General features: G+C 43.1%; 17 protein-coding genes and 1 riboswitch. Of the genes, 3 read left to right on the top strand and 14 right to left on the bottom strand.

The window, feature by feature from the left end; all coding sequences use genetic code 11:
- Positions 1-155 precede the first annotated feature (155 nt).
- Entirely contained in the window at positions 156-1,388 is a 1,233-nt protein-coding gene (locus CEF13_RS09230; RefSeq protein ID WP_244917063.1) for a multidrug effflux MFS transporter, read from the bottom strand.
- A gap of 359 nt (positions 1,389-1,747) precedes the next feature.
- Here CEF13_RS09230 and CEF13_RS09225 point away from each other — a divergent pair, with 359 nt between their 5' ends.
- Positions 1,748-2,689, top strand: coding sequence for a ribose-phosphate diphosphokinase (locus tag CEF13_RS09225; RefSeq protein WP_102710415.1), 942 nt, complete (start codon positions 1,748-1,750; stop codon positions 2,687-2,689).
- 399 nt (positions 2,690-3,088) lie between these two features.
- On the opposite strand, the gene CEF13_RS09220 is transcribed toward CEF13_RS09225, so the two are convergent.
- From CEF13_RS09220 to CEF13_RS09200, 5 genes are all read right to left on the bottom strand, one after another.
- Positions 3,089-3,844: a DUF3891 family protein gene (locus CEF13_RS09220; protein WP_166742811.1), complete on the bottom strand. Its 756-nt coding sequence runs from the start codon at positions 3,842-3,844 to the stop codon at positions 3,089-3,091.
- Between the two features lie 59 nt (positions 3,845-3,903).
- Positions 3,904-4,203 carry a chorismate mutase gene (locus CEF13_RS09215; protein ID WP_102710413.1) on the bottom strand — a complete coding sequence of 100 codons (300 nt, stop codon included), beginning with the start codon at positions 4,201-4,203 and terminating at the stop codon, positions 3,904-3,906.
- 160 nt (positions 4,204-4,363) lie between these two features.
- Complete coding sequence (locus CEF13_RS09210; protein ID WP_102716298.1) at positions 4,364-5,437, bottom strand: LLM class flavin-dependent oxidoreductase; 1,074 nt, start codon at positions 5,435-5,437, stop codon at positions 4,364-4,366.
- A 270-nt stretch (positions 5,438-5,707) separates the two neighbouring features.
- Positions 5,708-6,658, bottom strand: coding sequence for an aldo/keto reductase (locus tag CEF13_RS09205; RefSeq protein WP_102710412.1), 951 nt, complete (start codon positions 6,656-6,658; stop codon positions 5,708-5,710).
- A 20-nt stretch (positions 6,659-6,678) separates the two neighbouring features.
- Positions 6,679-7,680, bottom strand: coding sequence for a Gfo/Idh/MocA family protein (locus CEF13_RS09200; RefSeq protein ID WP_102710411.1), 1,002 nt, complete (start codon positions 7,678-7,680; stop codon positions 6,679-6,681).
- Positions 7,681-7,799: 119 nt separating this feature from the next.
- On the opposite strand from CEF13_RS09200, the gene CEF13_RS09195 reads away from it, so the two are divergent.
- Together CEF13_RS09195 and CEF13_RS09190 are read left to right on the top strand one after the other, a co-directional pair.
- Positions 7,800-8,636: an AraC family transcriptional regulator gene (locus tag CEF13_RS09195; protein ID WP_102710410.1), complete on the top strand. Its 837-nt coding sequence runs from the start codon at positions 7,800-7,802 to the stop codon at positions 8,634-8,636.
- A gap of 129 nt (positions 8,637-8,765) precedes the next feature.
- Complete coding sequence (locus CEF13_RS09190) at positions 8,766-9,848, top strand: Gfo/Idh/MocA family protein (RefSeq protein WP_102710409.1); 1,083 nt, start codon at positions 8,766-8,768, stop codon at positions 9,846-9,848.
- 69 nt (positions 9,849-9,917) lie between these two features.
- On the opposite strand, the gene CEF13_RS09185 is transcribed toward CEF13_RS09190, so the two are convergent.
- The 8 genes from CEF13_RS09185 to CEF13_RS09150 form a co-directional block, all read right to left on the bottom strand.
- Positions 9,918-11,354: a sialate O-acetylesterase gene (locus CEF13_RS09185; protein WP_166742810.1), complete on the bottom strand. Its 1,437-nt coding sequence runs from the start codon at positions 11,352-11,354 to the stop codon at positions 9,918-9,920.
- A 243-nt stretch (positions 11,355-11,597) separates the two neighbouring features.
- Positions 11,598-12,305, bottom strand: coding sequence for an ECF transporter S component (locus CEF13_RS09180; protein WP_102710407.1), 708 nt, complete (start codon positions 12,303-12,305; stop codon positions 11,598-11,600).
- The gene (locus CEF13_RS09175) at positions 12,290-13,930 is read right to left on the bottom strand and encodes an ABC transporter ATP-binding protein (RefSeq protein ID WP_102710406.1); all 1,641 of its coding nucleotides are present in this window, start codon (positions 13,928-13,930) and stop codon (positions 12,290-12,292) included. Before CEF13_RS09175 ends, CEF13_RS09180 begins: the two co-directional genes overlap by 16 nt.
- On the bottom strand, positions 13,903-14,784 hold the full coding sequence (locus CEF13_RS09170) for an energy-coupling factor transporter transmembrane component T (protein ID WP_102710405.1): 882 nt from the start codon (positions 14,782-14,784) through the stop codon (positions 13,903-13,905). Before CEF13_RS09170 ends, CEF13_RS09175 begins: the two co-directional genes overlap by 28 nt.
- 5 nt (positions 14,785-14,789) lie before the next feature.
- Positions 14,790-15,629, bottom strand: a complete 840-nt coding sequence (locus CEF13_RS09165; RefSeq protein ID WP_243864526.1) for a DUF4430 domain-containing protein — start codon at positions 15,627-15,629, stop codon at positions 14,790-14,792.
- 11 nt (positions 15,630-15,640) lie between these two features.
- Positions 15,641-17,140 carry an S-layer homology domain-containing protein gene (locus CEF13_RS09160; RefSeq protein WP_102710404.1) on the bottom strand — a complete coding sequence of 500 codons (1,500 nt, stop codon included), beginning with the start codon at positions 17,138-17,140 and terminating at the stop codon, positions 15,641-15,643.
- Positions 17,141-17,209: 69 nt separating this feature from the next.
- A complete protein-coding gene (locus CEF13_RS09155; protein WP_102710403.1) occupies positions 17,210-20,344 on the bottom strand; it encodes an S-layer homology domain-containing protein in 3,135 nt (1,044 codons plus the stop codon).
- Between the two features lie 165 nt (positions 20,345-20,509).
- Positions 20,510-20,709: riboswitch (cobalamin riboswitch) on the bottom strand.
- Between the two features lie 163 nt (positions 20,710-20,872).
- Positions 20,873-21,052 (bottom strand): hypothetical protein, encoded by a 180-nt coding sequence (locus tag CEF13_RS09150; RefSeq protein ID WP_102710402.1) that lies wholly within the window; start codon positions 21,050-21,052, stop codon positions 20,873-20,875.
- Between the last annotated feature and the right edge of the window lie 6 nt (positions 21,053-21,058).

The following is a 21,058-nucleotide window of genomic DNA, read 5'->3' as shown; positions in this document are numbered from 1 at the left end:
TTATAACGATCGGTCTATATAATAAAAGCATTAAGAAGCCTCGTGAGTCAACCTTTTTTTCTGGTTTGGAAAATGGTACTACATGCAAAAAAGAGACATTCGGACAATTGCCCGAATGTCTCCTCTGTTTAAGAGATTAGAATACGAGAAGCATCTTATTTTTTAACTGTTTTTTTTCGAATCATGAATATATAACACAACACGGCACCAAGCTCGGCAATTACGATCCAAATACCCATTGGCAGTGCATTCGCGCTTCCTCCGAGTCCGACCAATGGGGCCATTATACCGCCAAACGTGAATGACATTAAACCAAGCAGCGCAGACGCGCTCCCAGCGGCATGACCATGCGCTTGCATCGCCAAAGAAAAGCCTGTCGCGCTAATGATGCCTACACTGGATACAACAAAGAATAGTGGGATAAGAATAGCTATTAATGCGGCTTTAAGCATAATCATAATAAGCAGCAAGGTGCCCCCTGTAGACGCTAACGCTAATCCAACAACAAACAGCTTTTTCTCTCCTACTTTTGACGCTAGCCGTCCGGCAGTTTGACTGAAAATAATGATCCCAAGACCATTGATGGCAAACAGCAAGCTGAAACTCTGCGGAGTAACCCCGTACAAATTTTGCAGAACGAAAGGAGAGCCTGCGATATAAGCGAACATTGCAGCCATTACAAGTCCCTGTGCAAGCGCGTAACCCATGAATGTACGATCGCGAAGCAGAATGGCGAATGTAGATAATGTCTGACGCAAACCGCCCGTCATGCGCTTCTCAGGTGCTAGTGTTTCCGGCAATCCAAATAATACAGCTAGAAAAATAAGCACTCCCCATAAGGCCAATACGATAAAAACGCCTTCCCATGACGTAAATTTTAACAGCTGCCCACCCGCTATCGGAGCAAAAATAGGCGCTGCTCCATTCACGAGCATAAGCATAGCAAAAAATTTGGTAAGATCAGGGCCTGAATACATATCCCGAACAACAGCCCTCGAAATAACAATACCTGCTGAACCGGAGAAACCTTGAATGAAACGCAGCGCGATAAGAACGCCAATTGACGGAGCAAAAGCACACAGTACCGAGGATAAGCCGTATATAGCAATAAAAATGAGTAAAGGAAAGCGTCTGCCTCGGATATCACTCCACGTGCCGGCAAACAATTGTCCGAAGGACAATCCGATCATACAGGCTGTTAAGCTCAATTGCACGAGTGAAGAGCTTGTATTTAAATCTACTGCAAGCTTAGGCAGTGCCGGCAAATACATATCAAGCGATAATGGACCGAAGGCGGAGAGCGATCCTAATAAAATAATTAACCAAATTCGCTGCAATCCGGTTGATTGATATGCCTTTATAGATTGTATTCTGCTAAGATTGGGCAAGCTAATATCTCCTTTTTTTATATAAGATTTCATTTTCATACTTTATCACTTTTTCACATCCAATAGAACAATATTTCTAATCGTTTGTTCTCTTATGATCATTTTGTTATGATTGTGTTAATAATGCTTACGAGGCAGATATGCTTCGCAAACCTTAGACCATGCTTACGAAGTAGGTTTGCTTCGCAAACCTTAGCCTATGCTTACGAAGTAGGTTTGCTTCGCAAACCTTAGCCCATGCTTACGAAGTAGGTTTGCTTCGCAAACCTTAGCCTATGCTTACGAAGTAGGTTTGCTTCGCAAACCTTAGCCCATGCTTACGAAGTAGGTTTGCTTCGCAAACCTTTAAGGAGGATAACATGCAAAAGATTAAAGTATTTTCCGGTTCCTCGAACAACATGCTTGCGGAACAACTATGTAAAGAACTAGAATTGCCACTTGGCAAAATCGCTATTTCCCGTCATCAAAGCGGAGAAATTCATGTGTCCTACCAAGAATCGATTCGTACCTACGACGTGTTTATTGTCCAATCTCTCTCTCACCCGGTGAATGAGCATTTGATCGAGCTGCTCGTTATGATTGATGCGGCGAAACGCGCCTCAGCCAAAACGATTAATATTGTGATGCCTTACTATGGATACGCCCGCCAAGAACGTAAATCAGCGCCGCGTGAGCCGATCTCGGCAAAGCTTGTTGCCGATGTGCTAACGACTGTCGGCGCTAATCGTATTATCACTGTAGATTTGCATGCTGATCCGATACAGGGCTTCTTCGATATTCCAGTCGACCATTTAACAGCGCTCGATATGATTATCGATTATTTGAAGAGCAAAAATATTACCAACCCTGTTGTCGTCTCACCTGATGCCGGTCGTGCAACTACAGCTGAGAAGCTGGCTGGAAGATTAAATTGTCCATTTGCGATTATGATCAAAAATCGTCCCGCTCACAATCAATCCGAGATTACGCATATCATTGGCGATGTTAATGGCATGACCCCGATTATTATCGAGGATTTAATCGATACGGGCAGCACCATTGTGAATGTAGTAGAAGCCCTTAAGAAGAAAGGTGCTCATGATGCATACATATGCGCTACACATGGCTTATTCTCTGAGAATGCGATCGAAAAGCTGACTCACCCCAACATTCGTGAGGTTGTCATTACAGACACGATTGCTCAGAATCAACAGCATTCTGACAAATTCATCGTGCTTCCCATGTCGCCATTGCTTGGAAATGCAATTACAATTATTAAAGAAGGCGGATCAATCGCCACCTTGTTCAAAACACGTCCATAGGTCGTAGCTGTGAATAAACTCTAGTCCGTTTCGCTATTCATAAGGAAAAGCGGCGGCTACGAGCTCATATGACGAAGGCTGAACCGAATAGAGCTAGAAACTAGCTCTATTCCACAAACTTAGGTTACTTCGGGCTAAATAGAGCTAGAATTTAGCTCTATTCTCACGAAAAGCGGCGGATATGAGCTCATACGACGAAGGCTGGACCGAATAGAGCTAGAAACTAGCTCTATTCCACAAACTCCGGTTACTTCGAGCGAAATAGAGCTAGAATTTAGCTCTATTCTCACGAAAAGCGGCAAATATGAGCTCATACGATTAAGGCTGATCAGAAAGAGCTGTTCTCAAAGCAGATAACACCGCTTTGGGGACAGCTCCTTTTGTTTTCTCTATGTTCCACTAGCCGGCAACGAATTTCAGTGTATATTCACGAGTGTGCGCTCGCTGATAGGCTTCGGAAATGCCATACTGCTCAGCATCTGACTTACTCACTTCTTTGTAAGGAAGCTTTGTTTCGACCTCTTTCTGGAATGGAAATGGATCCAACAGTATCGTTCTGTCATCCTTCCAGTCCGCAATCAAGGTAGCCTGCTCCGATTCACCGAACCAGTACGAGAAACCGTTAGCGAACCATTCATATTCACGCCTAGGTGTTCCAGGCTGCTCCATGCATACGAATAATGATAGCTCATCGCATAATAAAAGTGCCTTCACATGCATCTGAAGCAGCTTAACATTTACATTTAATCGTTCGATAATAGCGCTCTGTCTTGAAAATTCATGCTCAACGAAATCGATTGTATCTTCATTTCTGAATTTTTCAGCTAGTGTTGTGTACAAAATACTGCCTAACAATGCAGCATATGCATTTGTTTCCTCAACCTTGTCCAGCCCTTTTGTATAAAAAACAAACCGAATATTTCCCGGAAAATCACGGAATGAAAATGGACTTTGGGCAGCATCATTCCAAAGCGGAATTCGATCTAGCTGAATCCAGCTGCTATCATGCTCATAAGCCGCATAATTCAAATCTTCCCTTCGATCTTCACTCAAGAACATCTCATTGCGCCATGCTGAAACAAGATCACCGGAAACGCGAGCATGGTCATGCTGTGCGATTAGAATAAATGCGTCTTCCTTCTCGTATACAATCATGAGTATCATCCCTTCAGGCAAAATTGGTTCGGCTGCTATCCAAAAAAGAGTTTGTTAGCTTATACGTTCGATTTCTGTATCGTCTCTTCCAGCTCTTTATGCCGCGAAATGACAAGGTCCATTATGCATCTGTAAATAGCAGTACCATAATCGGAATTCATGCCATGCTTATTCGAAAGCTGAATAATTTTCTCGAATTGCTTAAGCTCACGGCTTTTATCCTGAGCATTCAGCTTATTCTCCGCCTTATACACGCCTACCTTTTCAGTTAGCTCGAATCGCTTCGCTAGCAGTATTAATATTTCATTATCAAGCTTATCAATTTCAATTCTTAATTCATTCAGTCTAGAAGCTTCCATGCGCCTCTCCCTTTATCATATTTTTTAATCCATTGTACCATCTCTTGGATGCTTCATGTTGCGAATCAACCATTTAACGAATGCAGCTCCGCAAAAAAGACTGTCTACTAGGTCAATGACCTGAGACAGTCTCTTAAGTAGCATATTAACTAGACTAATGCTATTTAGCTTTTTTATTCAACTCTTTCCTGACTGCCGGCGCAACCTTCGTCGCAAACAGCTCGATGGAAGAGGCGATTTTGGAGAAAGGAATTCCCCCGATGTCAAACTGAAGCATATAACGTTGATGGCCAAATAGCTCATGCTGAGCAAGGATTTTCTCGATAAGCTGCTCCGGGCTTCCTACAGCCAAAGCGTTCACAGGATCTGTTAACTGCTGGAATTGATCCCTTGTCAACAGCTTTCCTCGCGTTTGTCCGCCCATGAACTGCATATCGTAATTAGCGTAATAAGGATAAAACTCGTCTCTTGCCTGCTCTGCCGTTTTTCCAATAAAACCATGGCTTGTAATGGCAACTTTCAGATGTTCTTGCTTATATCCAGCTTCAACCCCTGCCGCACGATAATGTTCGACAAGCGTCTTAAATCTGGCAGGATCGCCTCCTAGAATAGCAAGCGTCATCCCCGTTCCTAGTGTCCCAGCCAACTCCGCGCTTGCCGTCGTTCCGCCGACGCCAACCCATATCGGCAGCTGCTTTTGTTCAGGCCGCGGCGCAATTTCTGCATTCGACAAAGCCGAGCGAAGCTTGCCATTCCACGTTATACGCTCATGTTGGTTCAATGCCAGCAGCAGATTGATTTTCTCATAAAATAATTCCTTATAATCTTCCAATTTATATCCAAACAGTGGGAAGGACTCCAAATAAGCTCCTCGTCCTGCAATAATTTCTGCTCTTCCTGCGGATAATAAATCCAATGTGGCGAAATCCTCAAATACTTTAACGGGATCTGCTGTTCCTAACACGGTCGTAGCACTCACAAGTCTAATCCGCTTCGTTACTCCAGCAATAGCAGCCAAAACAACAGGCGGTGAGGAAACAGCAAAATCCAAGCGGTGATGCTCGCCAACTCCAAATAAATCCAGACCAGCTTCATCGGCGAGCTTTGCTGCTGCTATGATTTCCTTTAAACGTTTGCTAGCGGTTATGCTATGGCCCGTTACGGGATCAGCGCTCAAATCGCCTAACGTATATAGTCCAAACTCAAAGCCAACATCTTGATTAGCATCTTCCATCTTGCTCATACAGCTCCCCCTTGGTGTAAAACAATAATTAAAACCGTATTTCGTAAACACAAAGCATACTTTACAAATATTAAGTTACTTTATGTAAGTAATGATACATAAGTTATTTAGTTGGGTCAAGTAAACAACAACTTAGCTTCCTCATTTTCTTTATTTATATTCCGCAAATTATTAAAATTTATAGGTCCTTCCATCAAAAAAAGCCCGATTGGACAAATATTGTCCTTTTCGGGCTTTCTTTTTCCTTATTCGTATTCCAGCTTACTTATTCAGAGGCATATTAGCTGCTTCGAGGTCGAGCCATGCCATCTCTTCCTTGGTCAATTGAATGAGCGAACCAGCATCGCATGAATGCAGCTCCTCTGCAGATTGTGCCCCAATCAGCGCACAAGTAGGGAACGGCTGATTCAGCACGTACGCGAGAGCGATTTGAATAGCACTCACGTTTTTCTGCTCTGCAAGCTGCTTAGCTCTCTCCAATCTCTCCCAGTTATCATCACTATAGAACACACGCACCAAGTCCGCATTATCACGAATTTCCGGTGAGAATCTTCCTGTGAAGAAGCCTCTCGCCTGGGAGGACCAGGATAATAACGGGAATTGCTGCTCCTCATGCCAAGCACAAGTTTCTTGATCAGCCGATACGCAGCCAGCCCAGAACGGCTCGTTCGCTTTCGCTAAGCTAAGATTCGGACTGTTGAATGAGAATCCGACCAGCCCATTCGCAGCAGCATATTTATTCGCTTCTTCGATACGCTGCCACGTCCAATTGGATACACCGATCGCTCTTATTGCACCCGATTGGATATGCTCATTAAGAATATCAATGACATCGCCAGCTGGAACAGCAGGATCATCGCGATGCAGAGCATACAAATCAATATAATCGGTTTGCAGTCTTGCGAGACTGTCCGTTAAATCAGCTCTAATAGCCTCTTTATTTACACGCGGGCCGTTATGGTCGTGATGCGCGCATTTCGTCAAAATAACCATTTGCTCGCGGTTATCCCGCTCCTTCATATATCGCCCGATTACTTCCTCGCTTTGTCCGCCGCAATAAATATGAGCCGTATCGATTGAATTTCCGCCAATGGACAGAAATGCATCTAAATTTGTAGCCGCTTTCTCATAGGTATCATGGAAGAAATAATCCGAGCCCTTCATTAGGCGCGATACTGGTTTTGGACAGCCTTTAATATGAATATGTTCCATTGTAAAATCCTCCTTCAATATTATAGTGTTATTCTTGCACGCTCATGTGCCGATAGCAGACAAGCATCCAGTACCTTCATATTGTTCATTGCATCGTCCGGTCCGAATTGGAGTGGCGATCCGTCAATAATAGCGCGTGCAAGGTGATCGGCTTGCAGCGTGTAGGCATTGACATGCGGCACTTCAATCTCACGGCGTTTGCCATTTGCGCTCACGAAGAAATTACCGCTTCCTTGCTCATTCGTTAAATATGCGGAAGGGACTTCGATTATGCCCTCCGTACCAACCACTTCCAACGGATTGCGGAATGCAGCCCACATGCCGCAATCGAATGTAAGCGAGGCACCTCCTTCAAATTCAAGCAGTCCCGAGGCCATCATATCAACATCGCCATGCTCAGGTGAGAATAATGCTTGTACGGTCACTGCTTCGGGCTCTTTGCCTAGCAGCAGGCGCGCCGCATTAATCGGATAACAGCCGACATCATAAAGTGATCCGCCGCCCCAGTCTTTACGGAATCTAACATTCCCCTTACTGCCCGCACTATTGAATGTGAACGCGCTGCGAATGCCGCGAATGTCCCCTATTTCTCCAGATGCAATAATTTCCTTCATCGTTTCATAGCGTGGATGGTATCTATACATGAAGGCTTCGGAGAGCAGCACGCCGGCCTTGGCACATGCATCTGCCATCTCCGCCGCTTCTTTCTCCGTAAGCGCAAGAGGCTTCTCGCACAAAATATGCTTGCCCGCCTCTGCAGCTCTTATCGTCCATTCCCTATGTAAATGGTTTGGGAGCGGAATGTATACGACATCAATGGAATCGTCCGCAAGCAATGCCTCATAGCTGCCATAGGCAGTAGGAATATTCAGCTCTTCAGCTGTCCTCTTCGCATTATCCTCGTTGCGGCTCGCTATAGCTGCTGCTTCATTTATATTTGAAAGATGAAGACCGGGAATAACCGCACGTTTAGCAATTCCTGCACAGCCAAGAATGCCCCACTTTAGTTTTTTTACTGTCATTACATCATCACCTCAACATTTATTTATGACTATATTGTGATTATAAGTTGATAGAATTAAAATTAAAATGATATTATTTTGTTATACACTAAAACAATATTGTCATTGAGGTGATCGACTTGGAGCGACAAAGCCATCTGCTCACATTACCCCACAATCCTTTCTTTTGTTTTCCCGAATCGGTAGGCAACTATTGGGATCACCCCGAGCACTATACGCTTAGAAAGGCTGGAGCATTAAATAATTTCAATATTCACTATGTGGTTTCTGGCAAAGGATATGTGGAATGGGACGGAAAGGTCCATTGTCTTGAAGCAGGGGAAGCTGTACTCTATTTCCCATTGCAGCGGCAGCATTACTACAGTGATGCCGATGACCCTTGGGATATACGCTGGGTGCATTTCTATGGCAACGGCCTGCAGGATTATATGATTGAAAGAGGCTTTCACAAAAGCCAGCTTTGGACTATAAGGAATATGGCTGCATGGGAGAAGGCGCATGAGGAGCTTCTCGTCGAAGCCGAAACTCATCGCATGCTGCATCCTACTGCCTTATCCGCCCTTACCTATGCCATTCTGGCAGTCTTCGTCGAGCAAGCCATTCCGCTGTCTATTAATAAATCAAACTCTTCAGGCAAACGTATATTAGAGCTGCTTCCCATTATGCAGCTTGAGGCCGCGCAGCCTTTTAATTTGGAGCACTGGGCCGAACAGGCTGGTGTCAGTCCAACTTATTTCTGTAAATTATTCCGCAGTGTAATGGAAATGACGCCGATGGACTTTATTACGCGCAGCAGGCTTCAGATAGCCAAGCAATGGCTGCTGGAGCGCAAGGATGTCAATATCGGACAAATTGCCGCAGATGCCGGTTATCCTAGTGTCAGCTATTTCAATAAGCGATTTATGGAGCATGAAGGCATGACGCCCACTGTATATCGGCAATTGTATGGTCTCTGACATTTCGCTAAACCCCTATTTAAATTGGCTATGTCACTATTTTATAGTAAACATGTCCTTTTATCGCGATGTTAAGCATGAAAATCCTATGCTAAAGTAGATACATGTTAATGAAAAGGGGCAGATGGAATGTCTAGAATTATTCGTATTGGTATTATTGGTAGCGGCGGTATTGCAAGATCGCATGCTTCTGCTTATAAAAAGCTTCTTAATGTTGAGATCGTTGCAGTAGCAGACAGCATGGAAGGAAGAGCACAAGCCTTTATTGAGCAGGAGCAGCTGCTGGGTGCAGTTGCGTTCGAGGATCACAAGAAGCTGCTTGAGATGGATCTAGATGGTGTAAGCATATGTACGCCGAACTTTGCCCATCATGAAACCTCGATAAATGCTCTGAACGCAGGCAAGCATGTGCTGGTTGAGAAACCGATGTCCGTTACGCTGCAGCAATCCATCGAAATGGTGGAAGCCGCTGAGCTGAGCGGGAAAATGTTAACCGTAGGCTTTCAACCCAGATATGACCCAAATATGTCCTTGATTAAAGACATCGTTCAATCGGGAAAGCTTGGCAATGTCTATTTCGTGGAGACAGGCGGTGGAAGACGGCGCGGAATGCCGGGAGGCACTTTCATCCGCAAGGATCTAGCTGGCGCAGGCGCTATGGCTGATATCGGCTGCTATTCACTAGATATGGCGCTGCATGCTCTTGGCTATCCGAAGCCTTTAACTGTATCTGCTTATACATCCAATCATTTCGGAACCAATTCGAAATACCATAATGAAGCGGCTGGCTTTGAGGTCGAGGACTTTGGAGTAGCTATGATTAGATTAGAAGGCGATATCGTACTTAATTATAAAATAAGCTGGGCAATGCATATGGATACGCTTGGCGCAACGATGTTTCTTGGTACGGACGGCGGGCTTAAAGTAACACCAGCTGGATCAGGTCCGTGGAGCGGCGTATGGGATGGCAGCGTAGGCAGCATGACGCTCTATCATGACGTTGTGAATCAGCATATTGAATCCACCATTCCAGTCATTTCGCACGGCTTGAATTTATTTGACGAGAAGGTGAAGGATTTCGTCGTCGCCATTCAGAATAATCTTCCGGCACCTATTCCGGGCGCTGAAATCTTATATAACCAAGCTATTATCGACGGCGTGCTTCGTTCGGCTGAGAGCAAGCGTGAAGTTACAATTGACTTGCCCTATTAGAAAATAGTTAATGCCAATAAGCCGCAAGGGCTCACCCCTTGCGGCTTATTTATTTGACTCCAACCGTGCTTATCCTCTTACACAATCTGAGCGGAACGGAACTGCAGGAAGCCCGAATCGGTTGTGTAAATTAGCTGTCGTAAAGTTGGCCCATCCATATCGAATTTTGCATGGATTTATTACCTGATCGGACCATACCTCTACTTTCCCATTTCGGACCCTGGCCTCGGCCTTCACATATGGTCCATCCGCAGCAGCTAAATCAAATCCAGTAATCTCCTGAGCTTCGCCCTCTGATCTATCATCAAGCTCGAGGAAGTCAAATGAAACTACAGCTATATTTTCTTCAAATGTCACTCCGTTAAATGTAGGGCCCGAGCTTGCTATAGGCCGTTCATACACATGTTCTAGCGCAAGCCGCGCAAGCCGTTGTCCAATTTGTCTCTTATGGCGAGGATGAATATCATCCTCCTCACCGCAATCCAAAGCAACAGCCATAGTTGCTCCAGATACATGATTGCTTACTAGCTGCTGTGATTCTCTTAGCAGTGCCCAATCCTCGCCTTCTGGATTACCATCACAGCCGAAAGCTGGGAGTTGGACGAACAGAAACGGCAATTGCTCGTTTGACCATAATTCCCGCCAATTGCAAATCAGCTTAGTAAGCAGCTTGTTGTAGAGAAGCGGCTTATTCCCATCTGACTCGCCTTGATAATAAAGAAAACCTTTTAGCGCATATGGTGCTGTCTTCTCAAGCATCGTATGATATAGTCCGTTTGGCCGTAAAAAGCTATGCGGGCTCATCGGAGGAGGCCATGGATAATTAATTTCCTCACGGCTAACGCCTTGTGATTCTAATTTTGCATACTCAGCAATTAAATCATCATAACGTTTTCTATCGATCTTAAATTGATCCCAAGAAAAATCCTTAAGCTGCTCCTGAAATTCATCTATGTATACTCGAAGCTCCTCGTCCTCTATCAGCGCCTCTTCCTTCACCCAGCAGGAAGCCGACGTACCACCCCAGTTGCAGCCAATAATCCCGATTGGCACATTAATTTCCTTATGTACATCTTTGGCAAAATGATACGCAACAGCTGAAAACATGGGTGCATCCTCAGGTGTGCAAACCTTCCATTCTCCCTTTTGCTCGGCCCCATTCTCCCATTCACACTTCGGGACTTCATAATAACGAATGAATGAATATTGCGCTGCTGGAATTTCTTCTTCTCCCTCCGCTGATTGAGCCAGCTTATATTCCATATTAGATTGCCCGCCTGCCAGCCATACATCACCGAACAGTACATCGCTGAGCAGCAGCTCGCCTTGTTCTGAACGAATGATTATTTCGCATGGTTCAACACTATTCATTGGAGATAAAAGCGCTTTCCATTTGCCAGCCTCAACAACAGCCTCCGCTTGCAACCCACCGCACTCTACGGTTATAACTGCGCCTTCCTCACCTGTACCCCAAATAGGAACTTCCGTATTTCTCTGTAAAATCATATGAGTTCCGAACATCGCATCCAGTTCAAAGTTTAAAGGTTTAATGTTAAATCCTCCTAATCCTCAGATATATGTATATATTAATCTCGGCCTTGCAAGCTGTCTACTTTTTCCGTTAATATCATCATCTCTACTTTTCTAAGGCAAGAAAATAACACGATAAAAAATAATATTAAAATGAAAAAGAAATCGCTCATAAGTTCATTGAACTTAAGGACGATTTCTTCCGATTGCAACGAATTGCTACTGCAATATACCGTACTTTTGCTTAAGCCGCTCCAATTTCTCTCCAATTGGTTTAGCCAAGAGGAGCAAAAAAATGACATTTGATACGGCATATATAATCGTAAAGGGCAAAGCAGATGCTATTGCAGCGATAAACGCTTCCTTCGAGAACATTCCTGCAGTTGAAATTGCCCCCCAAATGTCCATGCCGAATGAGAAAAATAGACCAGCAAAAACGCCGAATAGAGCAAGTAGAATTTTACGTTGCATAATTCCTGTCTTGCCTAGCAAGCCTGCGATAAAACCAATCATCCCCCATGTAAACATTTGAAATGGTGTCCACGGTCCTTGTCCGAAAAAAAAGTTGGATACGAGTGCGGTTGTCGCTCCAGTTATAAAGCCCGCTTCAGCTCCAAGCGAGATCCCTGTAATAGCCGTAATGGCTGTAACCGGCTTAATAGCTGGCGTTACAACAAATAAACATCGACCTGCAACTGAAATAGCGGCCATAACCGCAATCGTTAATATTTCGCGCGGCTGTGGTCGACGGCGTTCAAAACGAAGGAAAAACGGCACACATGCAAGCAAAACAAGTACAATCGAAACGAAATAATATTTCCGGTCTTCCAACACCGTCACACCTAGGTAAATAACAAGAGGCATTATAATAAAAAAGATGATGCTTGAAATGATCATTCGAAGGTTTATTGTTACATTTCGCGGCATGAAGCAACCACATCCTCACACGTTATTGCCTGATCAAGCACATGGCGAGACATCCGGTGTGCGGCAGTGGTATAGAAACGATTGCCGCTATAAAATGCCCGCGGATTATCGCAGGACACAATATTTCCGTCAAAAAACAAAGCGCATCGCTCACTATACATCGCAGAAAACTCAATATCATGTGTCACAATGACTACCGTAAGTCCTTTTCGCTGAAGAGACTTCAAAAGATTTGCTAAGGACTGCTTGGCAAAAGCGTCAATCCCTTTCGTCGGCTCATCAAGCAGCAATAGTTGCGGCTCTAACAATAATACTTTTGCTAAAGCGACTTTCTGCTGCTCACCGCCGCTTAAGTCATACGGATGTCGCTCCAGCAAATGTCCGATTTCAAGTAAAGCAATTAGCTCTTTAAGCTGTACGTCTACTTCTTTTTTTCCATGGACCATCTTCGAGAGCTCATCCTTCACTTTCTTTTCAACGAATAACGTTCGAGGGTCTTGCGGAAGGACAGCAATCACATTTCGATACAACTCCGCATTTGAATATTTTTGGAGCTTTTTTCCTTTTATATGTACATCTCCGCGATATGGTTTCTCAAGGCCAGCGAGTACTTTTAGTGCAGTCGACTTGCCAGTTCCATTACCGCCCAGAATCGTCAATATTTCTCCTTCATAAACTTGCAATTGGAAGGAACGTAATATATCCTCGCTATCACGCTCATAACGAAAAGAAATGTTTTTCGCTTCCATTAGAATAGGACGATTCGTCCCCAATGGCTCTTCGATCAGCTTCACCTTTTCAATGTGCTGAGCTGCCAACCATTTTTGACCTTCCTTTATCGTTAGCGGCGCTTCCCCTGTTTGGTTAAATGCATGAAATACACGCATAGCAGTCGGAAGAGCTTGAATCATCGTATGATTCTGAGGAAGTGAGGCAAGCGCCAATCTCGGGCTGCCATCATAAATAATTTGTCCTTGCTCCATTACGATGACTCTATCAGCTACTGGCAGTACTTCCTCTAGACGATGCTCGATTAAAATAATCGTTATGCCCAGCTCTTCATTTAATCGATGCAGCGTTGCGATAAATTCCATTGCCGCGATGGGATCAAGCTGTGAAGTCGGCTCGTCCAGTAGTAAAACCTTCGGTTGCATTACCATAATAGAAGCTAAGTTAAGCTTTTGCTTCTGCCCACCCGATAGTTCAACGGTCTTTTGTCGAAACCATGTATGCATGCCAAAAAAACTTGCCATTTCAGCAACTCTTCGACGAATGGTTGGCGTATCCATACCTAAGCTTTCTAAACCGAAGGATAGCTCATGCCACACTTTGTCGGTTACCACTTGGTTTTCAGGGTTTTGAAGCACAAATCCAATGTCGGAAGTCGCGATTTTGGGATCAAGCTCTTCTAAAGGAATGCCGTTATATTTAATCGATCCGTTTCTCTGTCCATGAGGAGCTAATTCTCGTTTTAACTGTCTCAGTAACGTGCTTTTTCCACATCCTGATTGCCCAACTAAGACAATAAATTCTCCTTGTTCAACGTAAAGTTGTATATTTTGTAATACCAATTGTTCATCATTAGGATATTGAAAGCTTACATCGTTGATTTCAAATATCGCCATTTCAATCCCTCCACAAGCTCTATACCAACAGGAATGACTATTAGCATGGCATACACACTATAAAAAAATAAATGCTTCAAAGTCGAGGAAATCCCCGTTAAGGCTGGATAAAAATAAAACGTTGTTGATCCGAGCAAACTCCCGATTCCACTTATAACAAATAATAAGAAAATAACGGCTAACAGGATACCGTCCCGTTTCTCAAATACAAAAAGTGAAAATGTCGTACGCTTCTGTAAGCCATAGCCTCTCGCCTTCATGGAATCTGCCGTTTCTATCGCATTCTCCAGCGCCCACGTGATTAATATCGATAAGATTTGCATAATACACCGAATACGATGCCATAGCGATCCAATGGTGTAATCCATCCCAATCGTTTTTTGTGATTGTCCAATAAGCTTCAGCTGATAGGTAAAGCGTGGTATAAGCCGCATCGTTATAGAAAGCACTAGGGAAAAGACCGGTGATACACGACTAAACAAATACAGGAACTTATCTGAAGTCATCACGCTGTTATAGCAGCTGCACCAAAGCATTACCGATACAAGCATCGTTGCCATCGCAAGCCCATACAAAATCGCTTCCAACGTTATTCGATTATCATTCATATAGAACAATACCATTTCACCATTATGGCTAATGAGTGGATTAATGATCATGATGAGCAAAAATACAGGGATATACATTTTCAAGCTTTTAAAAAAGTCCCGGCCATTCAACACCAAATTTAAGCTCATCGCTCCAATTAACGTAATGGCTAAATAAACGGGGTGCATAAAGAACATCGTCATGAAAATAATTACTGCAAAATAAGAAAACAAAACGATTGGATGATACTTTTCAAATACCCTCATCGCCCTTACATCCCCGCCCCTAAATCACGTCCTAAATCAACCGTATAATGCCACTTAATAACATCTCCGTCTTTCAATACATATTGACCGCAGCCGTAATTTGGATAAGTCCCATTCACTTGATACATCCAGCCGCTTAACTCTCCTGCACTAAATTCATACAAGTGGTTAATGCCTTCCACATAAACGCTTTTATAAATATTTTTGGATGCACCTTGATATTCAAGCTGAATTTTATGCTCCTTTGTCGCACGGAGAAGAACATCCCACACACTTTCATCGTCAGTTAAAAGCTCATATTTTGTTGCTTTCAAAATAACGCCGTCTTTTGGCACATATTTTTCATCCTGCAATTCAGAATCTAGTAAGTCCCAGTTTTTCAAAAGGGTTTCTGCATGAATAGCAATCGTAACATAACGCTTCTCCTTCTTTATGGGTTCCTGCTCGGCAGGTTTACTTGTTGGTTTAGGTGAAGGTTTCGTTGACGGTTTAACGCCAGGTTTACTTGTCGGTTTAACCTGCTGCTGCACTTCGTTGGTTACAGTCGGTAATGGAGTCTCAGGCTGCCCTTCTTGCTCCTCATTTGATTGAACCGAATGGGTCGCAGCTGGATTGTCCTTACTTACTGCCTCTTCCTCTTTCGCAGCGCCCTTTTGAACACTATCATCTTCATGCACCTTATCTAACTCATCGTTAATAGCCAATTCATCTTGTGTAGTTTCTTGATGTTCAACACTTCGTTCCTCATTGGACATACGATCATGCTGCTCAACGCTTTGAATGGAACATGAAGCGAGTAAAAGGGAAAGCGTCATTAAAATGAGTGCTCTTAACAAATATTTCAACGTTATTCACCTCATTTCACTAGATTATAGAAGTTGACGAACAACTTAGACGCTTCTGCTCTTGTCGTATAGGCTGATGGATAGAATAGGCCATTCGATCCTTCTGCCAGTTTTAAATCATAGAGAAACGTAATTGCCTGTTTGGTTTCGTCATTAAAGCGTGCTATATCGGAGAATGGAGCCGGCTTGGCAGCTTCGTATTTCGTACCTTCCTTATATTGATAGCCTCGCACCAACATAAGAGCAAGCTCGGCGCGCGTCAACTTATGATCAGGATTAAACTTGGCTGCGTTCAATTGAATAATTCCTGCTTCAAAAACGGCTGCAATTTCGTCCTTTGTTGCTTGGTTGTATTTGGCTATATCGCTATAAGGGGCATCTTGTGTATGTTGAAGCTTTAGCGTTCTCGCTATTAACGATGCTGCTTGCACACGAGTTAGCTGCACTTGTGGTCGAAACGTTCCATCCTCATAGCCTTTCATCAAACCTAGCTCAAATGCTTGTTCGATCACCTCATTCCCCCAGTGATTCGATATATCTGAAAAGCTGCTTTCTCTTGGCTTTGCATCCGTCATATCATAGAGCTTTGTCTTTCCTGCAAGCATTCTCTCGTATGCCGCAATGGCATATGCTGCTTGCTCCGTTGCCATGCCATTGGATACCTTCTCAGTAAGCTGATGTTTAAAGCCTCCATCAGCCGCATAATAAAATTGAAACAGTCCATCAAAGACGCCATTAAAGCGGTCATCCATCAAAGGATTAATCGATAAGCTGGTTAATGCCGTAATAAGCTGAGCAATATTTTCAACATTTCCCGTCTCTGCGTTCTCATACTTTCCTTTGTTCAGCAATGACTGACTTAACTCTGCAAGTGCTTTATTAATAGCTGCTTTGACATCTGCTCGGTCTATATAAGAGGATAGAGCTTGAATAGCCATAGCTGTTATATCCGAATCTGATTGCGTCCCTGACAATGAAAACCCACCATTATCAAGCTGTTTGTCCAATATATAATCGATCATCTCTTTACGACTATTCGTTGCAGTCTTAGGAATGTCATACTGCCAGGAATCAAGAGCAATGAGTGCAAAGATAGGCCCATTAAGACCTTGCCATTTTACCTGATCAAAATCATAAAGCTTTTCAACTAAATTATAACCGCCTACATTCCGTGCATCTTTGCCGATCGCTGACAATGCTAAAATAACACGCGAGTACTCGGTGTATTTGCGACTATGCAGTTCCCCTTTTCTCTCCTGCACTTCCTTTACAAGATTTGTATAATAGTTCTCATAATAATGTGCAGGCACCTTATATCCACCGCGAGCAAGCGAAATGATGAACCATTCATTGTTATATGTAGGATTTGGCACATTCTTGACCATGTACGCGCTTGCCGTTTCATATGCAGCTGATACCGGTTCTCTTGCAGACATGTGCTGCGTCATTATCCCAGAGAATAAAAATAAGACCATAGTGATGATCATAATACTGCGTTTTAAAACTTGCATCTTAACACTCCTCTTCTAGAAATAACGGAAGAGCTGTTCTTGTACATGACAAGAACAGCTCCGCTATCATTACATTAATCCGCTAACATTTAATGTCCGTTTTAGGATCTTCGCCATTTGTGCGCGCGTAAGCTTGCCTTCTGGGTCAAATGTACCGTCGGATTTACCTGCCATAATGTCTAAGGCTTGAAGCAGCTTAATATCATCAAGGAAATAGGAATGAATAGCACCAGCATCCCAATAATTTTCCTTTGATACCTTATCTGTTTCATATTTCACGTATGCTAGGACACGAGCCATTAATGCCGCAGCCTGCTCCCGTGAAATGGATGCATCCGGATTAAACGTTGTTGCAGAAGTTCCTTCTGTAATTCCTGCTTCAAATAATGCTTGCACTTCTCCTTCATACCATTTGCCAGCTGTATCATCAAAGCTGCCTTTACCGCTGGATTGTAATCCGAGTGCACGCGAAATCATTGCCGCAAACTCGCCTCGTGTAATCTCTGCAAGAGGATTGAAGGTTCCCGCATCTTGGCCTTTAATAACATAACGTGACGCCAAAAATTCGATTTCATCTTTATTATTCACGCGATCCAGGTCATTGAATGATACATTTGTTGTCGTAATTACAAAATCATTATTTACTTTCGTATAAATAACGATCTGATTATTAACGATTGTATGAGGTACTGCGCGATACTCCCCATTTACTTTTACTAAAACAACCGTTTTATTCGCTAGATTTGCCGCTGGTATCGTTACTTTCACATATTCATTTAAAGTAGCGAATGGTATCACTTTACCATCCTTGTCTACTACTTCAACATGAACAGAGATTGCATCTCCACTTTGTTTCACTGAAACAACAAGCTTAGCTGCATCTGTTAGTGAAGCAAGCTTCGGCAGTTCAATTTTAGTGCCCGTCTTATCTGCAATGACAATCACATTTGTGGTTTTATCCTGCAGCTTTTGCTTGATGATTTCAGCTGATACTTCAGCCTTCATCACACCGTCTTTGCTTTCAACAATAATGGCTGGTACTTCGACAGTAGGTGTACCGCCACCAACATCATTCCCAAGGTTTTCCGTGTAAACCCATTCTATACGATCGCCAGCTTTTACCGAATAAGCATCTGACGAATACTCTGGGAATACACCATTTACACGATACATCCAGCCACTTAGTGGACCCTTATCGAACTCTTTTAATCCATTAATTCCTTCCACATATATACCCATAGAAGTATTCCGTGTTTGTAATGAAATACCGTTTAAACTTGCAGCCTTTTGCAATACATCAAACGCTGTTGCATTGGCAGGAACATCAGCTTTAAACTCATTTAATACAGTCGTTTTGCCTGTACGAATTGAAATATAAGTTGAAATCGTTTGATTTTCATTGCCATTGCCATTGCCATTCCCGTTTCCGTTACCGTTGCCGTTTCCATTCCCAGGATTTCCCTCGCCTGTACCCGGCTCTTCAACCGGCGGAATGCTTGTGTCTTCTTTGAGTCGAACGAAGGTTGATTCTTGGTTTAAAGCGTCCGAGAATGCGATGTATACCTGCTCTAAAGCCATTAAATTAGATTTAGTATCAGTCGCTCTCCATCGAATTCCGCCATCTTCAAGCTGATATTTTTCCGCTAAGTAGCTTACGATATTAATCGTTTTCCCGTCTTTTTCATACGTCCATTTATCAGAGAATAAATCCTCTCCTACAGACGCTAAGCCGGAAATAATAGCAGCCATTGTGTTGGAGTTATCTGTAAAACCTTTTTCTTTAAATGTTTTATTATAGCTTGCTATTGCTTTTTGAATAGCTGCTTCAACTGCTGGTTGATCACGATGAGGTGCCAAAGCAAACAGCATCCATCCTGTTCCATCCAAATCGCCAAAGTAACCCGTTGTTGCATTTTGCAATTTTAAAATAGCATTAATCTGTTCATCTTGCTTGTATTGTCCATTTACAAGATCAAGCGCGACCAAAGCAAATGACTCGCCCCAAATGGTTGAGAATAACCCCGATGAATTCTGCTTGGCAATTAAGTCTTCCACAATATTGCGTGATTTTAAGTTTGTTGGATCCAGGCCAAGTAGCTTTGCGCCAATGACCGCGCCTGCATCTTCATTTGATGTACTGGCTGCTTGTCCCACAGCCTTCGTCCAAAAGGTATCGTTACTTGTTGGTGCAACAAGCCAAGGATATTTATGAATATCCACCCCAGCTGCATACATGGCTGAAAGCATCCAATAGCCGCTGTGCGACCCATTAACACGATTATTGACTACGTTTTTTTCATTCAGGAAATAGGTTTTGCCTTTTTCAAGAGCCTTTTCTACCCTCTCACGATGGGATGGCTGAATCGTTATTTCTTTGTATGTACGAATAATACGCGGATAAGATGGGATTTCCTTCGTTTTCATTCCAACGTACAGCGAACCCGGTAAGTCCTTTGTGAATTTAAGTTCATACGTACCTGACTTCACGTCTTCAGCAGGTATCGTTGCTTCACCGTTCTCGTCTGTTTTATATTGCTTGCCATTCATTTCAATCGTTACTTGATCCAAATTGATTATCAAATTGGATTGTTTGGGTGTATCCCAATCATCGAAACTAAAGACATCATATTGTCCCGTAACTTTAATTCGGATAGGTTCGCCCGCCATAGATGCAGCCGGCATCGTAATTTTCGGCTCTAAGGTTAACTTATCTGCCGTGTCTACACCTGTACCGTATATTGTGCCCGAGTAATTCCCGTTCTCGATAACAGAAGAATAGTTTATATAATGCCAAACCACTTCGTCGCCGTCTTTGATTTCAAAATCTGGCGCATATACATCCGGATAGACGCCATTTACTATATACATCCAACCGCTGGCAATACCTAGCTCGCTATCATCTTCGCCGTTAATAGATTGGAAATAACCAGACAGATTATTATAAGGAATTGCATTAGCATCTAAGAATTGCTCCGTTACCTCTTCTGCCGTAATGTGTGAATTTCCCGTTGCTACAAAATTATGAATATTTGCAACTGTACCTTTATAACCTTCTACACGCATATCCACTTTAACGGATACTTGCTGGGAGGCTCCCTCGCTTGGTTCCTCCGCTCTTACAGTCGAAATAGGCAATACAAGTGATATTGCCAGCATGAGTGCGATGACAATATTAAGCCATCTTTTTTTCAATCCCAGTCCCACTTTTAAAAAACCTCCTCATTTTTTTGGTGAATGTCCTGCAAGATAGGCACAGCAAAAACCGCCATTTCTCATAAAAGAGAAATGGCGGAAAACAGTAGAATCGCATATTTAAATAGATACCCGTTCTTCTATTTGCCGTACATCCTCTTAACTTCCGAAGAGAGTTGATACGATCAGAGAAAGGTAGGTCTCCTGGCTTGTGCGTCTTTTTACTTTAACGCCTTCCCATCTATTAGAAGCATTAATCTTCTTCAGACAGTGGCTATCGTTATTTCATCGGCACATACAGTTGCGGAAACAGCTTCGGATTTTCACCGAATTCCCTATTAAGCTGACGAATCAGCACCTTTATCCTGCAATCATTATTCACTTAGATATGAGTATATCATAGAAAACTGTTGATATGGAGTAAGTTTTTCACTTTAAATACCGTACTGTGATCATATTTCTTACTAAAATTTGCATAATTGCTTTAACAACAAGAAACCCAGCACAGAATCTGCGCTGGGTTCTTTCTCAGACATTTGCCTACACAGATGAAGATAAAAAACCGCGATTTGTATTTTTGGCGTAATTGATGATTGATTCATATTGTGTCTTTGCTATGCGACGGTCTGACATCGGAAGATGCGGGTTTTTGACAATCTCAGCTAATTTCTTGAGCTCCTGCATTTCCTCGGAGGTCACTTTGACCGTAATTTTCCCCACGCGTTC

Source organism: Paenibacillus castaneae (assembly GCF_002884445.1).
Lineage (GTDB): Bacteria > Bacillota > Bacilli > Paenibacillales > Paenibacillaceae > Pristimantibacillus > Pristimantibacillus castaneae.
The sequence above is the reverse complement of the archived record's forward strand: the minus strand, read 5'-3'. Positions and strand labels throughout refer to the sequence as shown.